Annotated in this window: 28 protein-coding genes; 8 read left to right on the forward strand and 20 right to left on the reverse strand. The window is 64.2% G+C overall.

Annotated features, from left to right (window positions below; all coding sequences use genetic code 11):
• Positions 1-12: 12 nt before the first annotated feature.
• The 7 genes from fliD to fliE form a co-directional block, all read right to left on the reverse strand.
• Entirely contained in the window at positions 13-1,482 is a 1,470-nt protein-coding gene (gene fliD / locus B3349_RS15170; RefSeq protein ID WP_291589975.1) for a flagellar filament capping protein FliD, read from the reverse strand.
• A gap of 36 nt (positions 1,483-1,518) precedes the next feature.
• Positions 1,519-1,971 carry a flagellar FliJ family protein gene (locus B3349_RS15175; protein WP_291589977.1) on the reverse strand — a complete coding sequence of 151 codons (453 nt, stop codon included), beginning with the start codon at positions 1,969-1,971 and terminating at the stop codon, positions 1,519-1,521.
• A complete protein-coding gene (locus tag B3349_RS15180) occupies positions 1,968-3,317 on the reverse strand; it encodes a FliI/YscN family ATPase (RefSeq protein ID WP_414646912.1) in 1,350 nt (449 codons plus the stop codon). The genes B3349_RS15175 and B3349_RS15180 overlap by 4 nt, the downstream gene beginning before the upstream one ends.
• A complete protein-coding gene (fliH, locus tag B3349_RS15185; protein WP_291589978.1) occupies positions 3,314-3,997 on the reverse strand; it encodes a flagellar assembly protein FliH in 684 nt (227 codons plus the stop codon). Before fliH ends, B3349_RS15180 begins: the two co-directional genes overlap by 4 nt.
• A gap of 2 nt (positions 3,998-3,999) precedes the next feature.
• Positions 4,000-5,055 carry a FliG C-terminal domain-containing protein gene (locus tag B3349_RS15190; RefSeq protein ID WP_291589980.1) on the reverse strand — a complete coding sequence of 352 codons (1,056 nt, stop codon included), beginning with the start codon at positions 5,053-5,055 and terminating at the stop codon, positions 4,000-4,002.
• Entirely contained in the window at positions 5,027-6,643 is a 1,617-nt protein-coding gene (gene fliF, locus B3349_RS15195; RefSeq protein ID WP_291589982.1) for a flagellar basal-body MS-ring/collar protein FliF, read from the reverse strand. Before fliF ends, B3349_RS15190 begins: the two co-directional genes overlap by 29 nt.
• Before the next feature lie 94 nt (positions 6,644-6,737).
• Positions 6,738-7,073 carry a flagellar hook-basal body complex protein FliE gene (gene fliE / locus B3349_RS15200; protein ID WP_291590014.1) on the reverse strand — a complete coding sequence of 112 codons (336 nt, stop codon included), beginning with the start codon at positions 7,071-7,073 and terminating at the stop codon, positions 6,738-6,740.
• A 212-nt stretch (positions 7,074-7,285) separates the two neighbouring features.
• Between fliE and B3349_RS15205 the strand changes: the two genes are divergently transcribed.
• From B3349_RS15205 to B3349_RS15235, 7 genes are all read left to right on the forward strand, one after another.
• On the forward strand, positions 7,286-8,044 hold the full coding sequence (locus B3349_RS15205; RefSeq protein WP_291589984.1) for a hypothetical protein: 759 nt from the start codon (positions 7,286-7,288) through the stop codon (positions 8,042-8,044).
• Positions 8,041-8,403: a FliM/FliN family flagellar motor switch protein gene (locus B3349_RS15210; protein WP_291590015.1), complete on the forward strand. Its 363-nt coding sequence runs from the start codon at positions 8,041-8,043 to the stop codon at positions 8,401-8,403. Before B3349_RS15205 ends, B3349_RS15210 begins: the two co-directional genes overlap by 4 nt.
• 124 nt (positions 8,404-8,527) lie before the next feature.
• On the forward strand, positions 8,528-9,190 hold the full coding sequence (gene fliP / locus B3349_RS15215) for a flagellar type III secretion system pore protein FliP (RefSeq protein ID WP_225608902.1): 663 nt from the start codon (positions 8,528-8,530) through the stop codon (positions 9,188-9,190).
• Positions 9,191-9,194: 4 nt separating this feature from the next.
• Positions 9,195-9,464 (forward strand): flagellar biosynthetic protein FliQ, encoded by a 270-nt coding sequence (locus tag B3349_RS15220; protein ID WP_291589986.1) that lies wholly within the window; start codon positions 9,195-9,197, stop codon positions 9,462-9,464.
• An 8-nt stretch (positions 9,465-9,472) separates the two neighbouring features.
• A complete protein-coding gene (locus tag B3349_RS15225; RefSeq protein WP_291589988.1) occupies positions 9,473-10,249 on the forward strand; it encodes a flagellar biosynthetic protein FliR in 777 nt (258 codons plus the stop codon).
• A 4-nt stretch (positions 10,250-10,253) separates the two neighbouring features.
• Positions 10,254-11,393 carry a flagellar type III secretion system protein FlhB gene (locus B3349_RS15230; RefSeq protein WP_291589990.1) on the forward strand — a complete coding sequence of 380 codons (1,140 nt, stop codon included), beginning with the start codon at positions 10,254-10,256 and terminating at the stop codon, positions 11,391-11,393.
• Positions 11,390-13,480 (forward strand): flagellar biosynthesis protein FlhA, encoded by a 2,091-nt coding sequence (locus B3349_RS15235; protein WP_291589992.1) that lies wholly within the window; start codon positions 11,390-11,392, stop codon positions 13,478-13,480. The genes B3349_RS15230 and B3349_RS15235 overlap by 4 nt, the downstream gene beginning before the upstream one ends.
• A 90-nt stretch (positions 13,481-13,570) precedes the next feature.
• On the opposite strand, the gene B3349_RS15240 is transcribed toward B3349_RS15235, so the two are convergent.
• Positions 13,571-14,320 (reverse strand): hypothetical protein, encoded by a 750-nt coding sequence (locus B3349_RS15240; protein WP_291589994.1) that lies wholly within the window; start codon positions 14,318-14,320, stop codon positions 13,571-13,573.
• Positions 14,321-14,520: 200 nt separating this feature from the next.
• On the opposite strand from B3349_RS15240, the gene B3349_RS15245 reads away from it, so the two are divergent.
• The gene (locus B3349_RS15245; RefSeq protein ID WP_066541962.1) at positions 14,521-15,099 is read left to right on the forward strand and encodes a hypothetical protein; all 579 of its coding nucleotides are present in this window, start codon (positions 14,521-14,523) and stop codon (positions 15,097-15,099) included.
• A 66-nt stretch (positions 15,100-15,165) separates the two neighbouring features.
• Here the strand turns inward: B3349_RS15245 and B3349_RS15250 are convergent, their stop codons facing one another.
• From B3349_RS15250 to rpsJ, 12 genes are all read right to left on the reverse strand, one after another.
• Complete coding sequence (locus B3349_RS15250) at positions 15,166-15,675, reverse strand: peroxiredoxin (RefSeq protein WP_291589996.1); 510 nt, start codon at positions 15,673-15,675, stop codon at positions 15,166-15,168.
• A 123-nt stretch (positions 15,676-15,798) separates the two neighbouring features.
• The gene (gene rpsQ / locus B3349_RS15255; RefSeq protein ID WP_291589998.1) at positions 15,799-16,068 is read right to left on the reverse strand and encodes a 30S ribosomal protein S17; all 270 of its coding nucleotides are present in this window, start codon (positions 16,066-16,068) and stop codon (positions 15,799-15,801) included.
• A gap of 9 nt (positions 16,069-16,077) precedes the next feature.
• Entirely contained in the window at positions 16,078-16,275 is a 198-nt protein-coding gene (gene rpmC, locus B3349_RS15260; protein ID WP_066541986.1) for a 50S ribosomal protein L29, read from the reverse strand.
• 10 nt (positions 16,276-16,285) lie between these two features.
• Positions 16,286-16,702: a 50S ribosomal protein L16 gene (rplP, locus tag B3349_RS15265; protein WP_066541965.1), complete on the reverse strand. Its 417-nt coding sequence runs from the start codon at positions 16,700-16,702 to the stop codon at positions 16,286-16,288.
• A 2-nt stretch (positions 16,703-16,704) separates the two neighbouring features.
• Positions 16,705-17,577, reverse strand: a complete 873-nt coding sequence (gene rpsC / locus B3349_RS15270) for a 30S ribosomal protein S3 (protein ID WP_066541967.1) — start codon at positions 17,575-17,577, stop codon at positions 16,705-16,707.
• A 16-nt stretch (positions 17,578-17,593) separates the two neighbouring features.
• Positions 17,594-17,926, reverse strand: a complete 333-nt coding sequence (gene rplV / locus B3349_RS15275; RefSeq protein ID WP_020229468.1) for a 50S ribosomal protein L22 — start codon at positions 17,924-17,926, stop codon at positions 17,594-17,596.
• Between the two features lie 9 nt (positions 17,927-17,935).
• Entirely contained in the window at positions 17,936-18,211 is a 276-nt protein-coding gene (rpsS, locus tag B3349_RS15280; RefSeq protein WP_291590005.1) for a 30S ribosomal protein S19, read from the reverse strand.
• Between the two features lie 10 nt (positions 18,212-18,221).
• Complete coding sequence (rplB, locus tag B3349_RS15285; RefSeq protein ID WP_066541971.1) at positions 18,222-19,046, reverse strand: 50S ribosomal protein L2; 825 nt, start codon at positions 19,044-19,046, stop codon at positions 18,222-18,224.
• Between the two features lie 2 nt (positions 19,047-19,048).
• Complete coding sequence (rplW, locus tag B3349_RS15290; RefSeq protein WP_066541973.1) at positions 19,049-19,363, reverse strand: 50S ribosomal protein L23; 315 nt, start codon at positions 19,361-19,363, stop codon at positions 19,049-19,051.
• Positions 19,360-19,980, reverse strand: a complete 621-nt coding sequence (gene rplD, locus B3349_RS15295) for a 50S ribosomal protein L4 (RefSeq protein WP_066541974.1) — start codon at positions 19,978-19,980, stop codon at positions 19,360-19,362. The genes rplW and rplD overlap by 4 nt, the downstream gene beginning before the upstream one ends.
• The gene (rplC, locus tag B3349_RS15300) at positions 19,980-20,654 is read right to left on the reverse strand and encodes a 50S ribosomal protein L3 (RefSeq protein WP_291590008.1); all 675 of its coding nucleotides are present in this window, start codon (positions 20,652-20,654) and stop codon (positions 19,980-19,982) included. Before rplC ends, rplD begins: the two co-directional genes overlap by 1 nt.
• A 204-nt stretch (positions 20,655-20,858) precedes the next feature.
• The gene (gene rpsJ, locus B3349_RS15305; RefSeq protein ID WP_003059431.1) at positions 20,859-21,170 is read right to left on the reverse strand and encodes a 30S ribosomal protein S10; all 312 of its coding nucleotides are present in this window, start codon (positions 21,168-21,170) and stop codon (positions 20,859-20,861) included.
• Positions 21,171-21,221: the final 51 nt, after the last annotated feature.

The raw sequence follows: 21,221 nt of genomic DNA on the forward strand, positions 1-21,221 counted from the left end.
CGCGACACCGCCTCAACTCGAAGACGACGATGAAGAGAACAGCGAGTCCAGCAGACTCGTGGTGTTGCCCATCGTGGTTTCGAGGTTCGCCAGCGTCGTGAATTGCGTCAGATAGCGTTGGTAGGCCTGTGCATACAGGCGGTCAATGTTGTCCTGGTCCTTGCTGTACTGCGTCAGCTGCTTTTGCAGTCCGTCCTGGCGCGACTTCAGGAACCCCGTCGAGGCATTGCTCCAGGTGTTGATATAGGTCTGCAGGCTGCCCAGCACACCGGTGCGCTTGTATTCCAGCGAATTGGTCTGCCCCAGCAGGCTGGTCAGGGCGTCGGGGTTGGCGGCCACCTTCTTGGCAAAACGGTCCGCATCGAGGGCGATGGTGCCGTCGCGCTGGGCCGAGATGCCGTAGTCCGTCAGGCTCACACCGCCCACGCTGGTGCGCAGCAGGCTGTTGAGCTGGTTGCGCAGCGTGCGCACGCCCGAATCCCCGTTGAGCGCACCAGCGGCCACGCCGCCCTCGGCATTGCCTGCGGCCGTCAGCTTGTCCATGGCCTTCACCAGCGTGTTGTAGGCGTCCACAAAGCTCTGCATATTGCTTTTGGTGGCGGCATCGTCCTTGGCCACCGTGATCGTCACGGGGCTGGTGGTGACCTCCTGGAAGGTCACCGACAGTCCGTCAATGCCCGTATAGGTGTTGGACGCCTGGCGCATCTCCACGCCCGTATCGCCGCCCAGCTTGAACACCGCATCCTGCGCCAGCGACAGCTGGGTGCCTTTGCCGCCGATGCTCGCGCCGCCAGCGGCCGGCATGGCCGTGATCGTGCCGTTCTGCAGCCCCGCCACGGTGGCGGCCCAGTCGGTCGCCAGTTGCTGGGCGGCCGCATCGGCACCGCTTGACGACACCATGTGCAGCTGGAAGGCGTTCTCCAGTCCGGTGCCTCCGGCGTTCAGCAGCAGCTGCTGCTTGCCGTTCTGCGTCACCACCGAGGCCGTGACCTTGCCATCGCTGGCCTGGTTCAGCGCACGGGCGATTTCCGTGACGGACAGCTTGCCGTCGTTGTTTTCGTCGGCCGCCGCCAGGTCCACCTGGATGTAGCCCGCGCCCCCGACCGCGGTCACCACCATGGTGGTGTCCTGCGGGAAGGTGGTGTCCAGCGCCAGCCCCAGGTCTTCCATGCTGTAGAGCGACTGCTGGGCTGTGGCCAGCTGGCTGACCGCGAAGCTGTAGCTGCCTGCCGATGCTGTGCCCGACACCGATGCCGAGGCAGCCGTGCTGCGCGACACCGTGGCCGTCTGTGCCACCACGCTGCCCTTGGCGCTGAGCGTGTTGAGTGCGGTGGTGAAGGTGGACAGCGCCGTCTGCAGGCTGGTGAGGGCCGTCACCTTGCCCTGCGCCTTGGACGTGTTGGTCTCTACCTGCGTCTGGCGGGCATAGACATAGCTTTCGGCAAGTGCCTTGGCGGTAGAGACTGGATCGTAGGTTGCCACTGTATTCCCCTGGTATGCGTTCGCGATTGGGCTGTACTAGCGGTTTCCGGTATCCGGCTGCCGAAGCTGACGCTGCCATGCCTGGCCCGCCAGCTCGTCCGTGTGCTTTTGTTCCTGGCGCTGCTGCACGACAGCCATGTCAGTGCGCACTCGCTCCAACACCGTCTGCATGCTGCCATGCTGACGGAAAGCCCTCTGCATCTGCGCCTGGGCCTGGACATATTCGAGCTGCTGCACCCCCAGGGTGTCGCGAAATTGCTCGGCCATGTCCATCAGCCCGGAACGGAAACCCGCTGCGTTTGCATATAGGGCGACACTTCCATGCAAATTCTTTACCCCGGCGCTGCGGGCCATGCTCCGCAGCCGCTCCAGTTGCGTCTGGGTGTGGTCCAGGCGGGTGCGGGCCTGGCTGGTTTGCGCCAGCGATTGCTGGGCACGCTGGTCCAGCACGTGCACGTACTGCGCCAGGGCGGGGACCGGGACATTCATGCCAACACCTCCTGCAGCTGCGCCATGCACGCCGGCAACATCGCCGCCTCATGGGTGCCCTGGCGCAGATAGGCCTCCAGCAGCGGCCAACGCTGCACAGCCTGGTCCGTTCGCACATCGGCGCCGGGCACGTAGGCGCCCATGGGGATCAGGTCCCGCACCTGGCTGTAGCGCGCCAGCAACTCCTTGGCCTGGCGGGCGGCCTGCAAATGGGCCTCCGTCACGACCTGGGGCATGCAGCGGCTGATGGATGCCGCCACATCGATGGCGGGGTACTGCCCACGCTCCGCCAGTTCGCGCCGCAGCACGATGTGGCCATCCAGAATGGCGCGCGCCGTATCGGCCACAGGGTCCTGCTGGTCGTCGCCTTCGGCCAGCACGGTGTAGATGGCCGTCATGCTGCCCTGGCCCTGCTCGCCGTTGCCGGCGCTTTCCACCAGTTGCGGCAGCATGCTGAAGACCGACGGCGGATAGCCCCGGGTCGCCGGCGGCTCGCCCAGGGCCAGCGCAATCTCGCGCCGCGCCATGGCGTAGCGGGTCAGCGAATCCAGCAGCAGCAGCACATTGCACCCCTGGTCCCGGAAATGGGCCGCGATCGTATGGCACAGCTCGGCCGCCATCATGCGCATCAGCGCCGGCTCGTCGGCGGGAGCTACCACCACGATGGCGCGGCGCAGGCCTTCGGCCCCCAGGGCGTGCTCAATGAACTCGCGCACTTCACGCCCGCGCTCACCGATCAGCCCCACCACAATCACATCGGCTTCAGTCTGGCGCGTGATCATGCCCAGCAGCACGCTCTTGCCCACGCCGCTGCCCGCAAACAGCCCGACCCGCTGACCGCGCCCCAGGGTCAGCATCCCGTTGATGCTGCGCACGCCCACATCCAGCGGCTGGGCGATTGGTCGCTTCTTCAGCGGATGCACCTTGGGCGGATGGGCCGGCAACGGCACATCGCCCGTCAGACGCCCCAGCCCATCCAGCGGCTCCGCCAGGCCATTCACCACCCGTCCCAGCCAGCTGGCGCCAATGTTCGGTGTCTGCGTTTCCGAGTCCGGCGTGACGCGGGCGCCCGTCGCCAGACCGGTGACCGCCTTCAGCGGCATCAGGTACGAGACCGCACCGCGAAACCCCACCACCTGGGCCGGCAGCGGCACGCCGCCCGGCCCCTCGATCTGGCAGCGTGCGCCCAGCGGCAGCGCTGCGCCCGTCGCCTCCAGCAGCAGCCCGGTGGCGGCATGCAGGCGGGCCGTGGGCTGCGCCACTGGCACATCGGACAGCTGCACGCTGCGCAGCGAATGCGCCAGCCCGCCTTCCGGCGCAGACAGTGGCGGCTGCAGACTGCTCACACCGGCTCCACCGGGTGCAGCTGTCCGCGCACCTGGTCCATGCAGGCCGCCATGCGCTGCTTGCAGCCGGCATCCACTTCTTCATCGCCCACCAGCAGGCGGCATTCGCCCGCCTCCAGTGCGCTGTCGGCCTGCAGCTGCCACGCCGGTACACGGCTGTGGTCCAGCTCCTGGATGCGCTGCAGATCCGACGGATTCAGGAACACATGCACGGCCCCCGTACGCTGCGGCATGCCGGCCAGGGTTTCTTCCACCAGCGCCAGAATCTGCGCCGGTTGCAAGGTCAGCTCGCAGCGCACCACCTGGCGTGCCACTTTTTCCACCAGATCGATCAGATCCTTGCGCAAGCTGGCTTCCCAGTCGGCGTGCAGCAGCTGCAGCTGCGCGGCGGCGGCCGTCACCGGGGCGCCGAGGCGTTGCAGCTCCTCGCGTGCGCCCTGCAGTGCCTGGGCCCGCCCGGCGGCCATGCCGGCCTGCTGTCCCACTTCATAGCCGGCACGTTCGCCATCGGCCTGCCCTTGCGCAACGCCCTGGGCATGCCCGCGTTGCACCGCCTGCTCGTAAGCCTGCGCCAGCTCCTGGGCATTGCGTTCGCGCTCGCCGGCAGGTGCGCAGGTCTGCTGCAGGCTGTCGGCCTGCACCAGGTCCAGAGGGGGGAAGTGGTAAGGACGGTACAGCACGCTCACTCCACCACGGCTTCGGCAAACAGCTGGATCTCCAGCTCGCCGGCATCCACCATGGCCTTGACCAGGTCCATGATTTCACGCCGCGCCTGCTCCACCCGGCTGAGCGGCACCGGTCCGCTGCGGCGCATCTGGTCTTCGAAGCTCTGCGCCTGGCGCCGGGGCATGGCACCCAGCACGGCTTTGCGCACGGCAGGCTCCGCCCCTTTGAGCGCCAGGGCCCACAGCTCGGCCGGCACCGCCTCGATGATCTGCGTCAGCGTGGCTTCGGACTGCGTGGACAGCACGAAGAAGTCGTACATCTCGGTCTCGATCGCCGAGGCGATCTCCGGGTCCCGCGCCCGCAGCTGCTCCACCAGCTCCTGCTTGTTGCCGGGGATGCGGTTCAGGATTTCTGCCGCCTGCTTCACGCCTTCCATGGCCACGCTTTGCGTGCCGAATTCGCTCAGGTACTGGTCGGTCAGCACCTCCAGCTGGACCAGCAGATCGCGGTCCACATCCTTGAGCTTGGCCACGTTCAGCACCAGCGCTTCGCGCCCCGACGCCGGCAGGTACTCGATCACATCGCCCGCCAGCTTCGGGGGCAGAAAGGCCAGAAACACGGCCTGCATGCGCGGGTGCTCCTGCGCCAGCCGCTCGGCCAGCCACGCTGGCGAAGCCCATTGCAGCCGCGCCATCTTGGGTCGCACTTCATCGCCGTAGATGCTGTCCAGCACGCTGCCGGCAATGTCGCCGCCCAGCGCCAGCCCCAGCGAGCGCTGCAGAAAGCTGCGCGATGCGCCATGCACCCCGCTTTGCTCCCGGTAGTCATCGAAGAAATGCTGCAGCGACTGGCGCACGGAATCCACGCGGATGCCGCTCAGGCGCGACATCACCTGGGTCACCGCCAGCAGATCCTCGCGCTCCAGGCAGCGCAGCACACCAGCGGCCGGCTCCTCGCCCATGCTCAGCAGCACGATGGCCGCCTGCTCGATGAGGTTCAGCTCTTCCGCGCTCTTGCCCGGCAATGCCAGGCGCGCCGCGCCCTCAGCGTTCGCTACCGACTGGTTGGCCATGTTTTTGCACCCATTGTTTGACCACTTCCGCCACGCGCTCCGGCTCCTTGGCCGCCAGCGTGCGCAAATGCTCCACCATCACATCCACTTCCGAGCCCGGGGGCGGCAGGTCCACGTTCTCCAGCAAAGGCACCATCGACATATCGGTCGTGGACACCCGGGCGCTGTCCGGCGCCTGCAGCAGGGCAAGGTCGGTCTCGCCGCCACCCGCCAGGGCCGGGGTTGCCTGCGCCACCGCGGCGGCCGTCTTGGCGCCTTCGCGCAGATGGCGCAGCACCGCATCGACCAGGCGCACCAGCAGCACCAGCACCACCCCGCCGGCGATGGTCCACAGCGCCATCACCACCGCGCCATACCAGTTGGCCGGCTCTTCCCACCACTGCGCCACCGGGGGCGGCACGGTGAACGGCATGCTGGAGACCGCAATCTGGTCACCCCGCACGCTGTCCACCCCCATGCCCACGCGCAGCAGCTTCTCCACGCGCTGCAGCGCTTCCGGGCTCCACACCGTGCTGCCCTTGGGCGCCACGGTGTCGTCCAGGATCACCGCCACATGCAGCTTGTTGATGCGGCCCTTGCCGCGCTTGACCTGGACCACGCTGCGGTCGTAGGCGTAATTGCGCGACACGGCAGCGCGGAAGTTGCTGTTGTTGGCGTCCTTGCCGTCCTTGGCCTCCGGTTCGGAGGGCACATTCACCGGACGGTTGCTCAGCGAGCCGGGCACGCCCAGGGCCACCCCGCCGCTGCGGTCGTTTTCTTCCCGCGTGGCTTCGCTGAGCACGCGGGGATCGCCGTTGTACTGTTCGTAAGACTCTTCGGTGCGGTCCTGGCTCAGGTCGGCCGTCACCGTCACACGGAAATGCCCCGCCCCCACGGCGGCGGTCAGCAGTTCCTGGGCGTTCTGGCGCAATTCGGCACTCAGCTTGCCGGCCTGGCCTTCCTGCGCCAGCGGATCGAAGCCTTCCGACAGGTCCACGCGGGCCGACAGGAAATTGCCGGCCTGGTCGGTCAGCGCCACGCGCTGGGGATCCAGTCCGGCCACGCTGCTGGACACCATGTGGATGATGGCGGCGATCTGTTCCTGCTTGAGCTGCTGCCCCGGCTGCATCTGCAGCACCACCGACGCCGAACTCTTGTCCCCGGTGTTCACCACGAACGATGACGAACGCGCAATCGACAGGTGCACCCGTGCCGCAGCCACCGCATCCAGCGTGGTGATGCTGCGCGCCAGCTCGCCTTCCAGGCCGCGGCGGAAGCGCACGTCCTGCACAAACTGGCTCACCCCCAAGGGATCGTTGCGATCCATCAGCTCCAGGCCTTCGGGCAATTTGGCCGCCACGCCCTTGGCGGCCAGCAGCATGCGGGCGCGCCCCAGATCGGACTCGGCCACCAGCACCTGGCCGGAGTCTGGATGCAGACGGTACTTCAGGCCATCGGCCTCCAGCACCGCCACCACATCCGAGGTCACCACGTTCTCGCGGGCGCCGAACAGGGGGCGGTAGTTGCCGCTGCTCTGCCACAGCACCAGCACCACCAGCGCCGTGACGATGGCCGCCGCCAGCACCAGCGGCACGGCGACACGCGCCATACCGGGAGAGGACGAGAAAGAAAGCACGCTCTGTGCGGCAGGCATGCCTGCGAAGCGTTTTTTAAGGGAATCCAACACCGGTATGTCCTCTGCCTCAAACCTGGAGCTTCACGACCTCGTCCATCGCTCCCATCACCTTGTTGCGCACCTGCATCAACATGGAGAACGACAGACTGGCTTCCTGGCTGGACAGCATGGCCCCGACCAGGTCATCACTTTTGCCCGCATCGACCGCGGCCATCCGGTCCGAAGCGGCACGACCCTGGGCATCCACGGACAGCACGGCGTTTTCCATCAGGCGCAGAAAGCCGCTGCCTGCGGCCTGCTGGCCGGCTGCGGGCATGACGGGCGTCTGGTCCAGCTGGGGCGGCACGAACTGCGCGAAAGCGCCCCGGGTCTGCAGCAAAAGGCTTGAGGGTTCGATGTTCATCGGCATGCCCCTGCGCCACCGACAGCACCCATCTTCACAGGTGCGTCGCTGATTTCGAGGGAATAAGTTGTTGCACGAACAGTATACTATTCACAACTGATACAAATACTAGCGATTTCGCAATACATTCCATATCCCCTGTATCTCTCTCTGTATCAGCCCTATTTTGTGTGACGCCACACCTCAAATAGAAGGCGAAAAAGATATCTATTGTGCAGAACATCAAAACCCTGAACCCCGTCTTGCTGGGGCGTCCGGTGCAAGCCTTCGATCAGTTGGCGGCCGATCTGGCACAGCATGTCCAGGCACAGCTGCATGGCACCGGCCACCGTCCGATTGCCATCCAGATCGCGCACGCCCACTTCACCCCCCTGCCGGGCGTGGCACCCCAGGCGTTACAAATTGAGTTGCAGCGCGCCACCGTGCTCGCCCATATGGCGGCCCGCTATGGCTTCACGGCCGACGGCCAGACGCAGACCCCCGGCACGCCCCCCAGCAGCACGGAACGGCGCATTGGCCAGGCCCTGCAGGACGCGGTGCTGCGCGCCGTTGCCGCGCTGTGCGCCCAGGCCCATGCGGCGCTGGCCAGCCCCCCTTCCACGTCGGCCAGCGCCTGGCAATGGCAGGCCCGCATCCAGGTGGGGGACAGCGACTGGCAGCCACTGCACATCACGCTGGATGCCGACGCCAGCCGCACGCTGGAGCACTACGCGCTGCAGCTGCGCCGCACCCAGCGCACAGCCCAGCCGGGCGCAGCCAAACCTGCGGCCCCGCTGCAGGTGGTACTGACCGCGCGCCTGCTGGAAAAAACCGTATCCACCGCCGACATCCAGGCGCTGCGGCGGGGCAGCGTGCTACCGATTGCCCTGGGACGCACCACGGTGCTGCTCAACGGCGAAGCCCTGCTCGCCGCTTCGGTGGCCGAGCACCACGGCAAGCTGCACCTGACGGCCTTTGAGACCTTGGAATAAAGACTATGGACCTCGACAACAACATGGACCTGCAAGACCTGCTGGCGGGCAATGCGGAAGCGGCCCCCGAAGCACCCGCCCTGGCCCCCGCCCTCCCGGAACCCGAGCGCCTGTCGCCCTTTCTGCACCGCATTCCCGTGACCCTGACGCTGGAAGCCGGCTCCGCCCGCATCACCCTGCAGGAACTGGCCGATCTGGGGCCGGACAGCGTGGTGCCACTGGACACCATCGTGGGCGAGCCGCTGACCATCAAGGTCAACGGCGCTGCCATCGGCAAAGGGGAGGTGGTGGTCTGCGGTGAATCCTACGGCCTGAAGGTGCTGGACCTGCATGCCGAGCTGCCCGCCCTGGGCCTCTGAGCCAGCGCTGCACATCCACATGGAACCGCACCGTCACAGGGCGCATCGCGCCCTCGCTTTGTGGGCACTGGCTGGCTGCCTGTGCGCCTGGCTGCCCGTGGCGCAGGCCGCGAACATTCCCTTGATGGAAAGCCAGCAAGCCCATGGCGTGACCCAGCTCTCGGTCAAGACCGAGGTGCTGGTCCTGATGACGCTGCTCGGCCTGCTGCCCATGATGGCGCTGATGATGACGACCTTCACGCGCTTCATCATCGTGCTGGCGCTGCTGCGCTCCGCACTGGGTCTGCAGCAGGGCCTGCCGACCCGGGTGCTGACCGGCGTGGCGCTGATCCTGACCCTGCTGGTCATGCGCCCGGTGGGCGAGCGCCTGTGGACCGAGGCTTTCGAGCCGTACGAGAAAGACCAGATCAGCCTGATCGACGCACTGCGCCGCGCCGAAAAACCGATGTCGGACTTCCTGCTGGCGCAGACCCATGAGGCGGCACTGAAACAGGTCAGCGCACTGGCCAAGGAAGGGCCGGTCGCCACGCCCCAGGACCATGCCTTCACCGTCAAGGTCGCGGCCTTCGTGCTGAGCGAGCTGAAAACCGCCTTCATGATCGGCTGCGTGCTCTTCATTCCGTTTCTGGTGATCGACCTGGTCGTCTCCTCGGTGCTGATGGCCATGGGCATGATGATGTTGTCTCCGCTGGTGATCTCGCTGCCCTTCAAGATCCTGCTGTTCGTGCTGGTGGACGGCTGGTCCCTGACGGTCAACACGCTGGTCACCAGCGTCCAGGGGCTGTAGCGCCATGACGCCCGATATCGCGGTCGACCTGCTGCTGCAGGCCATCCAGCTGGTGCTCGTCATCGTGGCCGTGCTGGTGGTGCCGGGCCTGGTCATGGGCCTGCTGGTCAGCCTGTTCCAGGCCGCCACGCAGATCAACGAGCAGACGCTGAGCTTTCTGCCCCGCCTGATGGTCACGCTGCTGGCCCTGGCAGTGAGCGCGCGCTGGCTGGTCACGCAGCTGATGGATTTCTGCGTGCGCTTCTTCCAGTACGCCAGCACGCTGCTGGGCTGACCACCGCCATGGAGCAGGGCCTCTACCCCTTCTTGCTGCACTGGCTGCAGATCCTGTGGTGGCCGTTTGCCCGCATCATGGCCCTGCTGGCGTTTGCCCCCATCTTTGGCGACCCCACCGTCCCGGTGCGGGTGCGGGTCACGATCGCGCTGACCCTGGCCGTGGTGGCATTGCCCTCGGTCAGCAGCGCCGTCATTTCCGTGAACGCCTTTTCGCTGACGGCCGTGGTCCTGACGCTGGAGCAGATCGCCATTGGCGCCGTGCTGGGCCTGGGCCTGCAGTTCGCCACGACCGCGCTGAGCATCTTCGGGTTCCTGAGTGCCTCCCAGACCAGTCTGGCCATGGCCATGCTCAACGACCCGGTGAACGGCAGCTCCTCCGATGCACTGTCGGTACTGGCCCTGCTGCTGGGCATGCTGCTGTTCTTTGTGCTGGACATCCACCTGTTGGTGGCCGGCATCGTGTCGGCCAGCTTCGACGCCTGGCCGGTGGGCCAAAGCCTGAACCGGCTGCAGCTGCAGACCGTGGCCTACAACATGGGCTGGGTGTTTGCCGCCGCCTTCTTGCTGGCCACCCCCATCATCTTTGCTGCCATGCTGGTGCAGTTGGGCTTTGGCTTCATGGCCCGCATCTCCCCCAGCCTGAACATCTTTGCGCTGGGCTTTTCCGTCGTCACGCTGTTCGGCCTGGCCATGCTGGCCTTCATGCTGCGCCACATCCCGGCCCATTACCTGCAGATGACCCGCCGCGCGCTGGACATGCTGACCCTGATGATGAAAGCCTGAGCCCATGGCAGACAGTTCAGGCGACAAGTCCGAACGGGCCTCCGACCACAAGCTGCGCAAGATGCGCGAGGAAGGCCAGGTGGCGCGCTCGCGCGACCTGGCCACGGCGGTGGGGCTCGTGGTCACGCTGCAGGTGACGGCGCTGTTCATGCCCGACTACCTGCGCAAATTCCACGGCCTGTTCCAGCGCGGCCTGGACGATGCCTCCGGCACCGGCACGATCGACGCCATGGTGGGGGCCGTCTGGGCCGATGCCGGGATGCTGTTCGCTCAGATGCTGCTGCCGCTGTTCATCACCCCGCTGCTGGTGGCCGTCGCATCCCTGTTCCCCGGCGGCTGGCTGCTGTCGCCAAAGAATCTGCAGCCCAAGTTCAGCCGCCTGAGCCCCAAACAGAACCTGTCGAAGTTCTTCAAGGCCAAGCACTACGGCGACCTGCTGATGTCCGTGCTCAAGGCCGCGACCGTGGCCGGGGTGGTCTACGCCTACTGCAAGGCCAATGTGCGCCATTTCACCGCCCTGCCGTCGATGACCCTGGACCTGGCGGTGCGGGAAGGCATTGCCCTGTTCCTGTCCGGCGTGATGTCCATCGTGGTCATCTTCGTCATCCTGGCGCTGATCGACGTTCCGCTGCAGCGCTTTTTCTTTCTGCGCAGCCAGCGCATGAGCAAGCAGGAAGTCAAGGAAGAGCACAAGAGCAACGAAGGCCGCCCGGAAGTGAAAAACCGCATCCGCCAGATCCAGCGGCAGCTGGCCCGGCGCAGCGTGCGCGCCACCGTCCCCAAGGCCGATGCCGTGATCGTCAACCCCGAACACTTTGCCGTGGCCGTGCGCTACGACACCCAGCGGGCCGAGGCGCCGTATGTGATCGCCAAGGGGGTGGACGAGATGGCCTTCTACATCCGCGAGATCGCGCTGCACCACCAGGTCGAGGTCGTCAGCATCCCGGCACTGGCGCGCGCCGTCTACCACACCAGCCAAGTCAACCAGCAGATCCCGGCCGTGCTCTACCGCAGCGTGGCCCAGGTGCTGCACTACGTGCTGCAGATCAAGGCCTTCCGCCAGGGCCAGCGCCCTGCACGCCCGGAGATGCCGCATGCGCTGGACGTCCCTACCGAACTGTCTGATCCGTCTCCTGCACCATGAAGCACTACGTCACCGAACTGCGCCAGGCCCTGTCCCGCCACCAATGGGCTGTGCCTGTGTTTTTGCTGGCGCTGCTGGCCATGGTCATGCTGCCGCTGCCCCCGCTGGCGCTGGACATTTTCTTCACCTTCAACATCGTGCTGTCGCTGGTGGTGGTGCTGGTGGCCGTGGGCGTCAAGCGGCCGCTGGACTTCGCCGTCTTCCCCACCATCATCCTGGTCACCACCCTGATGCGCCTGGGCCTGAACGTGGCATCGACCCGTGTGGTGCTGCTGCACGGCCAAAACGGCCCCGATGCCGCCGGCCATGTGATCGAGTCCTTCGGCAACGTGGTGATCGGTGGCAACTTCGTCGTCGGCCTGGTGGTGTTCATCATCCTGATGATCATCAACTTCGTGGTGGTGACCAAGGGGGCGGAGCGGATCTCGGAAGTCTCGGCCCGCTTCACGCTGGATGCCCTGCCCGGCAAGCAGATGGCCATCGACGCCGACCTGAATGCCGGCCTGATCAACCAGCAGCAGGCCCAGACACGGCGCAAGGAAGTCGCTACCGAAGCCGACTTCTACGGCGCCATGGACGGCGCCTCCAAGTTTGTGCGGGGCGATGCGATCGCCTCCATCCTGATCCTGATCATCAACCTGATCGGTGGCGTGGCCATCGGCTCGCTGATGCACGATCTGCCGCTGGGCGAGTCGTTCCGCCTGTATGCGCTGCTGACCATCGGTGATGGCCTGGTCGCCCAGATCCCGGCGCTGCTGCTGTCGGCCGCATCGGCGGTGATCGTCACCCGCATCAGCGATGCGGATGCGGGCGAATTCTCGGACCAGGTGCGCCAGCAGCTGCTGGCCAAGCCGGCCGTGCTGTACAGCGCCGCCGGCGTGATGCTGGTGCTGGGCCTGATTCCCGGCATGCCCTGGATGCCTTTCCTGGCGTTTGCCGCGGTGCTGGTGCTGGGCGGCTGGGCGATGGCCAAGCAGCCCGGCGGCGTGCAGCCGGCGCCCGACAACCTGGGCCTGCTGCAGAGCGTGACCGCTGCGGCCGTGCAGGATTTTGGCTGGCAGAGCCTGCCCATCACCGAACAGTTGTCGGTGCGCGTGGGCTACCGCCTGGTCAGCCAGCTCGACCCCGGGCAGGGCGCCCCGCTGGCCACACGGCTCAAGGGCGTGCGCCAGAGCGTCAGCGAGGCGATGGGCTTTGTCCTGCCCCCGGTGCATGTGCGCGACGACCTGACCCTGCCCCCCAACCAGTACACCATCCTGATCAACGACAGCATCGTCGCCAAGGCCGAGGTGCACGCCGACAAGCTGATGGCCATTCCCTCGCCCCATGTGTACGGCCAGCTCGACGGCATTCCCGGGATCGAGCCTGCCTACCAGCTGCCGGTGACCTGGATCGACCCCAAGGACAAGGCCCACGCCCTGGGCATGGGCTACCAGGTGGCGGACTGCGTCAGCATCGTCGCCACCCACGTGACGCGCGTGGTGCGCCAACATCTGGACGAGCTGATCCGCCACGACGATGTGCATGCCTTGCACGAGCGGCTCCAGGCCCTGTCGCCCAAGCTGGCCGCCGCGCTGGAAAAGGCCTGCCCGGCCCAGTTGCAGCACGCCGTGTTCAAGCAGTTGCTGCGCGAAGGGGTGCCCCTGAAGGACATTGTGCAGATTGCCACCGCGCTGCTGGACAGCATCGACACCACCAAGGACCCCATCCTGCTGACCGCCGAAGTGCGTTGCGCACTGCGCCGCCAGCTCGTCAGCACGGCGCCCGAGATCAAGGCCTTCACCCTGGGCACGGAGCTGGAGCAGCTGCTGCTGGGCGCCCTCAGCAGCGCCCGCCACACCAACAAGAAAGTGCCGCTGGACAACTACCCGGTGGATCCCAGCCTGCTGGGCCAGCTGCAGGAGCACATGGCCCATGCGCGCGATCTGATGAAGCAACAGGCCACCGCGCCCATCCTTCTGGTCACCCCCCAGCTGCGCCCGCTGCTGGCCCGCTATGCGCGCCTGTTTGCCCAGGGCCTGCAGGTGCTGTCCTTCAACGAAGTGCCCGAAGGCAAGGAACTGAAAGTCCTGGGCACCGTGGGATAAGTGCTGCAACAACGGCCTGCGCGCCGGGCGCAGGCATCACGGCGGCGGATGCAGGAGTGCTCCGCGCCCGCCGCAAACGGTGCGGTGGTCCTAAGCCGCCCCGTCCTCGCAGCAAGGCAGGTAGGCCATGTCCTGCTCCGGCCCGTGTCTCTGCGCCATCCAGCCGGGCAGATGGACCTGCATCCGGTCACTGCCCTGCACCTGGGCCATCAGCGGCGTTCCGGCGCGCACATAGGCCACCTGGCGCACGCGCGCCGGATCGGGCCAGTCGGCCAGGGGCAGCACCATCACATCGATGTGCTGCAGGTCCGCATCCTCGTACAACAGGCGCTCGAACAGATCCGGGCGCAAGGCCATCTGCCGCACATGCGCCATGTCGCGCCCCGGGTCTCCGCCTTCCTCGGCCACCCAGCCGGCAAACCGGGACAGCGCTTCCTTCTGGAACTCGGCCGCACTGCGGCGCACATTCAGGAAGCGCAGCTGGGCACCGCACTCCCGCAGCATCTGGCGCGTGACAGCGCCCTGCGCCGGCGTGCCCACTTCCACCTGCAGCTGCAGGTAGGCGAACTGGGCCTGTGAGTTGCGCGCCACGGTGCGCCAGTGCTGCAGCTCGTCCAGTGCATCCCGGATGCCGAACAAGGCCAGCAGACCCTTGCCCGGTGTGGGGGCCCGGGCGTCCATGGCCCGGTCGTGAAACGGAATGGAGCCCGCGACCAGGTGCACATCGTCCCCTCGCTCGCACACCCGGCTGGTACCCACCATGGGCTGTACCTGCTGGCCATGCACACGGATGAGGCTGAGCAGCGTGAGCTGGACACGGGAGGTAGCGTTATGGGGCATTCGGAAAACGTTTTGTTACAGGCAAGGCGAATATACGCACTGACGCACGGTATATTTGCAATGCTAAATTTGTCTCGATTTTGGAATAATTCGACTAGCTTGCTCGCAATCGGCGGCACAGCATGTCAGCTCAGATGCCGTCCCTGCCAAAAGTGCAGTGAAACTGGTAATAATTTGTAAATTCTTAACATTCTCTCACAATGATTCCCTCAAACCGCCCCGTCCTGGGCCGCGATCTGGATGCCGTCCGTCAGGAATTCGGTCTGCTGACCAATGACATCATCTGGGTGCTGAGCATGTCCATCACGCGCTGGATGCAGGTGGTGCGCCAGGCCCCGGACGAGCCGGTGAAGGACCCCACCCTGGCCCTGCTGGTGCGCTTTCTGGCGCAGCACCCCGAACTGGCCGTCGTGCCGCGCCAGCCCACGGCGGGTGAAATGTTCGCGCTGATGAACGAGGTGGCCGATGTGGAACCCAAACGCTTCGCCACCTACTTCGGCGCGGAAAGCTCTGCCGCCTACCGCTGGATGCGCCCGGATGCCCGTCCCTCCTCGACCGTCACGCGGCTCATGCATTTCCTGAAAACCGCCCTGCTGATGCAGGACACTGCCGGCCGCACCCAGCTACTGGAAGACTGGCGCAAGACCGTGGAGCAGGAGGCCCGCAACCGCGGCGTGTCCGATGTCTTCAAGACCGGCCGCTGGACCACCCCCATCCTGGACAACGGCGCGCCCTCCTCTTCTCTGAAGCGACCACCGGCCGCGGAGACTGAAGCCTGAGCGGCCCATAAAAAAACGCCACAGCTGTGGCGTTTTTGGGGGAGGGAGCCGCGAGGCCCCGCAGCGTCAGGCGGCCTTGGCCTGGCCCAGCAGGGTTGCAGCGTCGCTGACTTCGAACTTGCCTGGGCCTTCCACGTTCAGGCTCACCACCTTGCCGTCCTTGACCAGCATGGAGTAACGGTTGCTGCGCAGACCCAGGCCCTTGCCGTTCAGGTCCAGCGTCAGGCCGATGGCCTTGGCGAACGCGGCATCGCCGTCGGCGATCATGCGCACCTTGCCGCCAGCCTGCTGGTCGCGGCCCCAGGCCCCCATCACAAAGGCGTCGTTGACGGCCACGCACCAGATTTCATCCACGCCGGCGGCCTTGAAGGCTTCCACTTGCTCGATGTAGCCAGGCAGGTGCTTGGCCGAGCAGGTGGGCGTGAAAGCGCCGGGCACGGCAAACAGGGCAATCGTCTTGCCTGCCAGCGCCTGGGGCAGCTCCACCGGATTCGGGCCGATGCTGCAGCCATTGCCCTCCACTTCCACATATTCCATCAGCTTGCATGCGGGCAGTGTGTCTCCAACCTTGATCATGGTGCGTCCTTTGTCATGAAGTGAATCCAGCCTGCGGCGACATGCACGCAAGTCCCGGAAACAAAAAAGCGACCCACATTGTGGGTCGCTTTTTAAGACTTTGCTGTCAAAGCGGGTGAATGCTTAGACCAGACCAGCCTTTTGCACCAAGCGGGTAGCCACCCAGTTCTTGGTCTTCGACAGAGGGCGGCTTTCAGTGATCTCGATGGTGTCACCCGTCTTGTACTGGCCTTGCTCGTCGTGAGCATGGTACTTGCTCGACTTCACCACGATCTTGTCATAGATCGGGTGCTTCACGCTGCGTTCCACCAGGACCGTCACGGTCTTGGTACGCTTGTCGCTGACCACCTTGCCAATCAAGGTGCGCTTGAGGGATGTTTTAGCTTCCGTCATGTCGGCTCCTTACTTGGCGGCTTGCTTTTCAGCAAGGATGGTCTTGGCACGAGCGATGTCGCGGCGGGTAGCCTTGAGGGTCGCAGTGTTGCCCAGTTGTTGCGTGGCCTTCTGCATGCGCAGACCGAAATGAGCCTTTTGCAGGGACTTCACTTCAGTTTCCAGACCAGCCACGTCTTTTTGGCGGAGTTCAGCAGATTTCGTCATGTTGATCTCCTTAAGCACCAATTTGACGGGACACGAAGGTCGTGCGCAGCGGCAGCTTGGCAGCAGCCAGGCGGAACGCTTCACGGGCCAGCTCTTCGGGCACACCTACGATTTCGTAGATCACCTTGCCGGGCTGGATTTCGGCCACGTAGTACTCGGGGTTGCCCTTACCGTTACCCATACGCACTTCTGCGGGCTTGGTAGAGATTGGCTTGTCCGGGAACACGCGGATCCAGATACGGCCACCACGCTTCACGTGGCGGGAAATCGCACGGCGTGCGGCTTCGATCTGGCGGGCCGTCAGACGGCCACGGTCCGTGGACTTCAGACCGAAATCGCCGAAGGCAACGGAGTTGCCACGGGTAGCGATACCGGTGTTGCGGCCCTTTTGTTCCTTACGGAACTTGCGGCGTGCAGGTTGCAGCATGTTTATTCTCCTTTACCGTCCGCTGCTGTAGCGGGCGCGTCAGCCTTACGAACGCGCTTAACGGAGTCAGCGCCAGCGGCGGCAGCTTTGTCGCTACCGTCAGCAGGAGCCGCGTTGCCGCCGGCAGGGCGGCGAGCACCACGGCCTGCACCGTCACGACCGCCGTCACGGCGACCGTCGCGGCGAGGACCGCGAGGACGACGCTCGTCGTCAGGACGGGGCGTTTCCACGGCGGGCAGATCGTTGCGGCCCAAGGTATCACCCTTGTAGACCCAGACCTTCACGCCGATGATGCCGTAGGTGGTCTTGGCTTCAGAGAAGCCATAGTCGATGTCCGCACGCAGGGTGTGAAGAGGCACGCGACCTTCGCGGTACCACTCGGTACGTGCGATTTCGATGCCGTTCAGACGACCCGACGACATGATCTTGATGCCTTGGGCACCCAGACGCATGGCGCTTTGCATGGCGCGCTTCATGGCGCGACGGAACATGATGCGCTTTTCCAGCTGCTGGGTGATCGAGTCAGCGATCAGCTTGGCATCGATTTCGGGCTTGCGCACTTCTTCGATGTTCACAGCAACAGGCACGCCCAGGCGAGTAGCGAGTTCCTTCTTCAGGTTCTCGATGTCTTCACCCTTCTTGCCGATCACCACGCCCGGACGAGCCGAGAAAATGGTGATACGGGCGTTCTTGGCAGGACGCTCGATCAGGACGCGCGACACAGCGGCGTTCTTCAGCTTGGCCTTCAGGTACTCACGAACCTTGATGTCTTCGGCCAGCATGCCGGCGAAATCACGGTTGCTTGCGTACCAACGGCTTGCCCAGTTGCGGCTCACCGCCAGACGGAAGCCGGTAGGATGGATTTTCTGTCCCATATTCTTCCTTTAGGCCTCAGTTACCCACGGTCACGTAGATGTGGCAGGTAGGCTTGCTGATGCGGTTGCCACGGCCCTTGGCGCGAGCGGTGAAACGCTTGAGCGTGGTGCCTTGTTCGACGAAGATGGTCTTGACCTTCAGTTCGTCGATATCGGCGCCGTCGTTGTGCTCAGCGTTGGCGATGGCGGACTCCAGAACCTTCTTGACGATCACAGCAGCTTTTTTCTGCGTGAAAGCCAGGATGTTCAGAGCTTGATCCACCTTCTTGCCGCGGATCAGATCCGCGACCAGGCGACCCTTGTCAACCGACAAGCGGACGCCACGGAGGACTGCACGTGTTTCAGACATGGTCGTTCCTTACTTCTTGGCCTTCTTGTCGGCGGGGTGACCCTTGAAGGTACGAGTCAGAGCGAATTCGCCCAACTTGTGACCTACCATTTGGTCGGTGATGTAGACAGGCACGTGCTGCTTGCCGTTGTGCACGGCGATGGTCAGACCGATGAAATCGGGCAGAACCATGGAGCGACGCGACCAGGTCTTAACGGGGCGCTTGTCCTTGGTGGTGACGGCCTTTTCGACCTTAGCCAACAAGTGATGGTCAACAAACGGACCCTTTTTGAGAGAACGAGTCATTTGCTACCCCTTACTTCTTGCGACGCGACACAATCATGACTTGTGTGCGCTTGTTGTTACGGGTACGGTAGCCCTTCGTCAGATTGCCCCATGGGTCAACTGCATGACGGCCTTCACCGGTACGACCTTCACCACCGCCGTGGGGGTGATCCACAGGGTTCATGGCAACGCCGCGAACGGTCGGGCGGATACCCATCCAACGCTTCACACCGGCCTTGCCCAGTTGGCGCAGGCTGTGTTCTTCATTGGCAACTTCACCAATGGTGGCACGGCACTCGATGTGCACCTTGCGCACTTCGCCCGAACGCATACGCACTTGGGCGTAGATGCCTTCGCGGGCCAGCAGCGTAGCCGAGGTACCAGCGGAACGGGCGATTTGCGCGCCGCCACCGATGTTCAGCTCGATGCAGTGGATGGTCGAACCCACAGGGATGTTGCGGATCGGCAGGGTGTTACCCACGCGGATCGGCGCTTCAGAGCCGCTGACGATGGTTGCGCCCACTTCCAGGTTGCGAGGAGCAATGATGTAGCGACGTTCGCCGTCGGCATAGCACACCAGAGCGATGTGGGCCGTACGGTTCGGGTCGTATTCAATGCGCTCGACCTTGGCGGGGATGCCGTCCTTGGTGCGCTTGAAGTCCACCACGCGGTAGTGGTGCTTGTGACCACCGCCCTTGTGACGGGTTGTGATGTGACCGTTGTTGTTACGACCGGCCTTCTGGAATTGTGCTTCCAGCAGGGGGGCGTGAGGAGCACCCTTGTACAGGTGATCGCGGGTCACCTTCACCGTGCCGCGTTGGCCAGGCGAAGTGGGCTTGAGTTTGATAACAGCCATGATTAAGCAGCCTCCCCAGACAGGTTCAGCTCTTGACCGGGCTTGAGCATCACGTAAGCCTTGCGCACATTGTCGCGGCGGCCAACGGTCTTGCCGAAGCGCTTGGTCTTGCCCTTGGTGTTCACCACGGAAACGCCAGCCACTTCCACCTTGAACAGCAGTTCAACAGCGGCTTTGATTTCAGGCTTGGTAGCGTTCTGCAGCACCTTGAATGTCACAGCATTGGACTTCTCGGCAACCATGGTGGCCTTTTCGGACACGATGGGAGCGACCAACACTTGCATCAGACGACCTTCGTCAAACTTGAGCGTGCTCATGCGAACATCTCCTTGAGTTTGTCGATTGCGCCCTTGGTGACGAGCACTTTCTTGTAATGGATCAGCGAAACGGGATCGGCGTAGCGAGGCTCCACCACGAACACGTTCTTCAGATTGCGCGAAGCCAGGTACAGGTTCTCGTCGACTTCCTCGGCGATCACCATCACCGACTCCAGGTTCATGGACTTGAACTTGTCAGCCAGGACCTTGGTCTTGGGGCTTTCCAGCTTCAGGGAGTCCACCACGGCCAGACGGCCTTCGCGGGCCAGCTGCGACAGGATGGAAGCCATGCCAGCGCGGTACATCTTCTTGTTGATCTTCTGCGTGAAGTTTTCTTCAGGCAGATTCGGGAAGATGCGACCGCCGCCACGCCACAGAGGCGAGGAGGACATACCAGCACGTGCACGACCAGTACCCTTTTGCTTGAAAGGCTTGGCAGTGGTGTGACGCACTTGCTCACGGTCCTTTTGAGCGCGGGTACCTTGACGTGCGTTGGCACGGAAGGCGGTCACGATCTGGTGGACCAGGTCTTCGTTGAAATCACGGCCGAACACGGTTTCAGGCACATCGCACTTGGATGCGGCCTGGCCTTGCTCATTCAGGAGTTCGAGCTGCATTAGTTCGCTCCTTTAGAAGCTTGGGCCTTCACGGCGGGACGCACGGACACGAAGCCACCCTTGGAGCCAGGAACAGCGCCCTTGATCAAGAGCAGTTGGCGTGCTTCGTCGATACGAACCACATCGAGGTTTTGGGTGGTCACGGTCGCATCGCCCATATGGCCGGACATGCGCTTACCGGGGAACACGCGACCGGGGTCTTGTGCCATACCGATGGAACCGGGCACGCGGTGCGAACGGCTGTTACCGTGCGAAGCGCGCTGCGATCCGAAGTTGTGACGCTTGATCGTGCCTTGGAAGCCCTTACCGATGGAGGTGCCTTGCACGTCCACCTTTTGACCGACGGCGAACAGTTCTGCCACGGGCAGCACTGCACCTGCTGCGTACTTGGCAGCAGTTTCTTCGGTCACGCGGAATTCTTGGGTCACTTCACCGGCTTCCACACCTGCCTTGGCAAGGTGGCCGGCTTGAGGCTTGGTCACACGCGAAGCTTTGCGTGCGCCGAATGTGACCTGCAGGGCCACATAGCCATCGTTCTCTTGGGTTTTGACCTGGGTCACTCGGTTGTTAGAAACATCCACCACTGTGACAGGCACTGCGTCCCCATCATCAGTGAACAGACGCATCATGCCCACCTTGCGGCCCAGCAACCCCAGGGAGTTGCTCAGACTCATTTGTTTCTCCAAAACTTTCGCCGCTGTAACTGCAATTGGCCCAGCGTTGCGCCCAACCAGGAAAGCCCTGAAGCGCACGAAAGAAGGTTGATAAAACTCCGCTAGAAATTAGCGAAGCTCCAAATTTTAACGCGAACTGCTTTTTCAAGCAAGTTCGCGTTAAAAGGAAGAACCGATGTGAGGTGAAATCACCTCACCCAGGTCTTATTGCAGTTTGATTTCGACGTCCACGCCAGCGGGCAGGTCCAACTTCATCAGGGCGTCCACAGTCTTGTCGGTGGGGTCCACGATGTCCATCAGACGCTGGTGCGTGCGGATTTCGAACTGGTCACGGCTGGTCTTGTTGACGTGCGGCGAGCGCAGGATGTCGAAGCGCTTCATGCGGGTCGGCAGGGGCACGGGGCCCTTGACGATCGCGCCGGTGCGCTTGGCAGTGTCAACGATCTCGGCTGCAGACTGATCGATCAGCTTGTAGTCGAATGCCTTCAGGCGGATACGGATCTTTTGCTTGGACATTGTTAATTCCTAGTTGTGCTAAGAATTAGGCAATGATGGTCGCAACCACGC

Origin of the sequence: Comamonas sp. UBA7528 (assembly GCF_002479375.1) — a bacterium.
Taxonomy (GTDB): domain Bacteria; phylum Pseudomonadota; class Gammaproteobacteria; order Burkholderiales; family Burkholderiaceae_C; genus Comamonas.

Bases quoted from the DNA above. Each gene is read 5' to 3' on its own strand.
- B3349_RS15175 (WP_291589977.1), bottom strand. From the start codon at position 1,971: ATGAATGTCCCGGTCCCCGCCCTGGCGCAGTACGTGCACGTGCTGGAC.
- B3349_RS15190 (WP_291589980.1), bottom strand. From the start codon at position 5,055: ATGGCCAACCAGTCGGTAGCGAACGCTGAGGGCGCGGCGCGCCTGGCA.
- fliF (WP_291589982.1), bottom strand. From the start codon at position 6,643: ATGGCGCGTGTCGCCGTGCCGCTGGTGCTGGCGGCGGCCATCGTCACG.
- fliE (WP_291590014.1), bottom strand. From the start codon at position 7,073: ATGAACATCGAACCCTCAAGCCTTTTGCTGCAGACCCGGGGCGCTTTC.
- fliP (WP_225608902.1), top strand. From the start codon at position 8,528: ATGGAAAGCCAGCAAGCCCATGGCGTGACCCAGCTCTCGGTCAAGACC.
- B3349_RS15220 (WP_291589986.1), top strand. From the start codon at position 9,195: ATGACGCCCGATATCGCGGTCGACCTGCTGCTGCAGGCCATCCAGCTG.
- B3349_RS15225 (WP_291589988.1), top strand. From the start codon at position 9,473: ATGGAGCAGGGCCTCTACCCCTTCTTGCTGCACTGGCTGCAGATCCTG.
- B3349_RS15230 (WP_291589990.1), top strand. From the start codon at position 10,254: ATGGCAGACAGTTCAGGCGACAAGTCCGAACGGGCCTCCGACCACAAG.
- B3349_RS15235 (WP_291589992.1), top strand. From the start codon at position 11,390: ATGAAGCACTACGTCACCGAACTGCGCCAGGCCCTGTCCCGCCACCAA.
- B3349_RS15240 (WP_291589994.1), bottom strand. From the start codon at position 14,320: ATGCCCCATAACGCTACCTCCCGTGTCCAGCTCACGCTGCTCAGCCTC.
- B3349_RS15245 (WP_066541962.1), top strand. From the start codon at position 14,521: ATGATTCCCTCAAACCGCCCCGTCCTGGGCCGCGATCTGGATGCCGTC.
- B3349_RS15250 (WP_291589996.1), bottom strand. From the start codon at position 15,675: ATGATCAAGGTTGGAGACACACTGCCCGCATGCAAGCTGATGGAATAT.
- rpsQ (WP_291589998.1), bottom strand. From the start codon at position 16,068: ATGACGGAAGCTAAAACATCCCTCAAGCGCACCTTGATTGGCAAGGTG.
- rpmC (WP_066541986.1), bottom strand. From the start codon at position 16,275: ATGACGAAATCTGCTGAACTCCGCCAAAAAGACGTGGCTGGTCTGGAA.
- rplP (WP_066541965.1), bottom strand. From the start codon at position 16,702: ATGCTGCAACCTGCACGCCGCAAGTTCCGTAAGGAACAAAAGGGCCGC.
- rpsC (WP_066541967.1), bottom strand. From the start codon at position 17,577: ATGGGACAGAAAATCCATCCTACCGGCTTCCGTCTGGCGGTGAGCCGC.
- rplV (WP_020229468.1), bottom strand. From the start codon at position 17,926: ATGTCTGAAACACGTGCAGTCCTCCGTGGCGTCCGCTTGTCGGTTGAC.
- rpsS (WP_291590005.1), bottom strand. From the start codon at position 18,211: ATGACTCGTTCTCTCAAAAAGGGTCCGTTTGTTGACCATCACTTGTTG.
- rplB (WP_066541971.1), bottom strand. From the start codon at position 19,046: ATGGCTGTTATCAAACTCAAGCCCACTTCGCCTGGCCAACGCGGCACG.
- rplW (WP_066541973.1), bottom strand. From the start codon at position 19,363: ATGAGCACGCTCAAGTTTGACGAAGGTCGTCTGATGCAAGTGTTGGTC.
- rplD (WP_066541974.1), bottom strand. From the start codon at position 19,980: ATGCAGCTCGAACTCCTGAATGAGCAAGGCCAGGCCGCATCCAAGTGC.
- rplC (WP_291590008.1), bottom strand. From the start codon at position 20,654: ATGAGTCTGAGCAACTCCCTGGGGTTGCTGGGCCGCAAGGTGGGCATG.
- rpsJ (WP_003059431.1), bottom strand. From the start codon at position 21,170: ATGTCCAAGCAAAAGATCCGTATCCGCCTGAAGGCATTCGACTACAAG.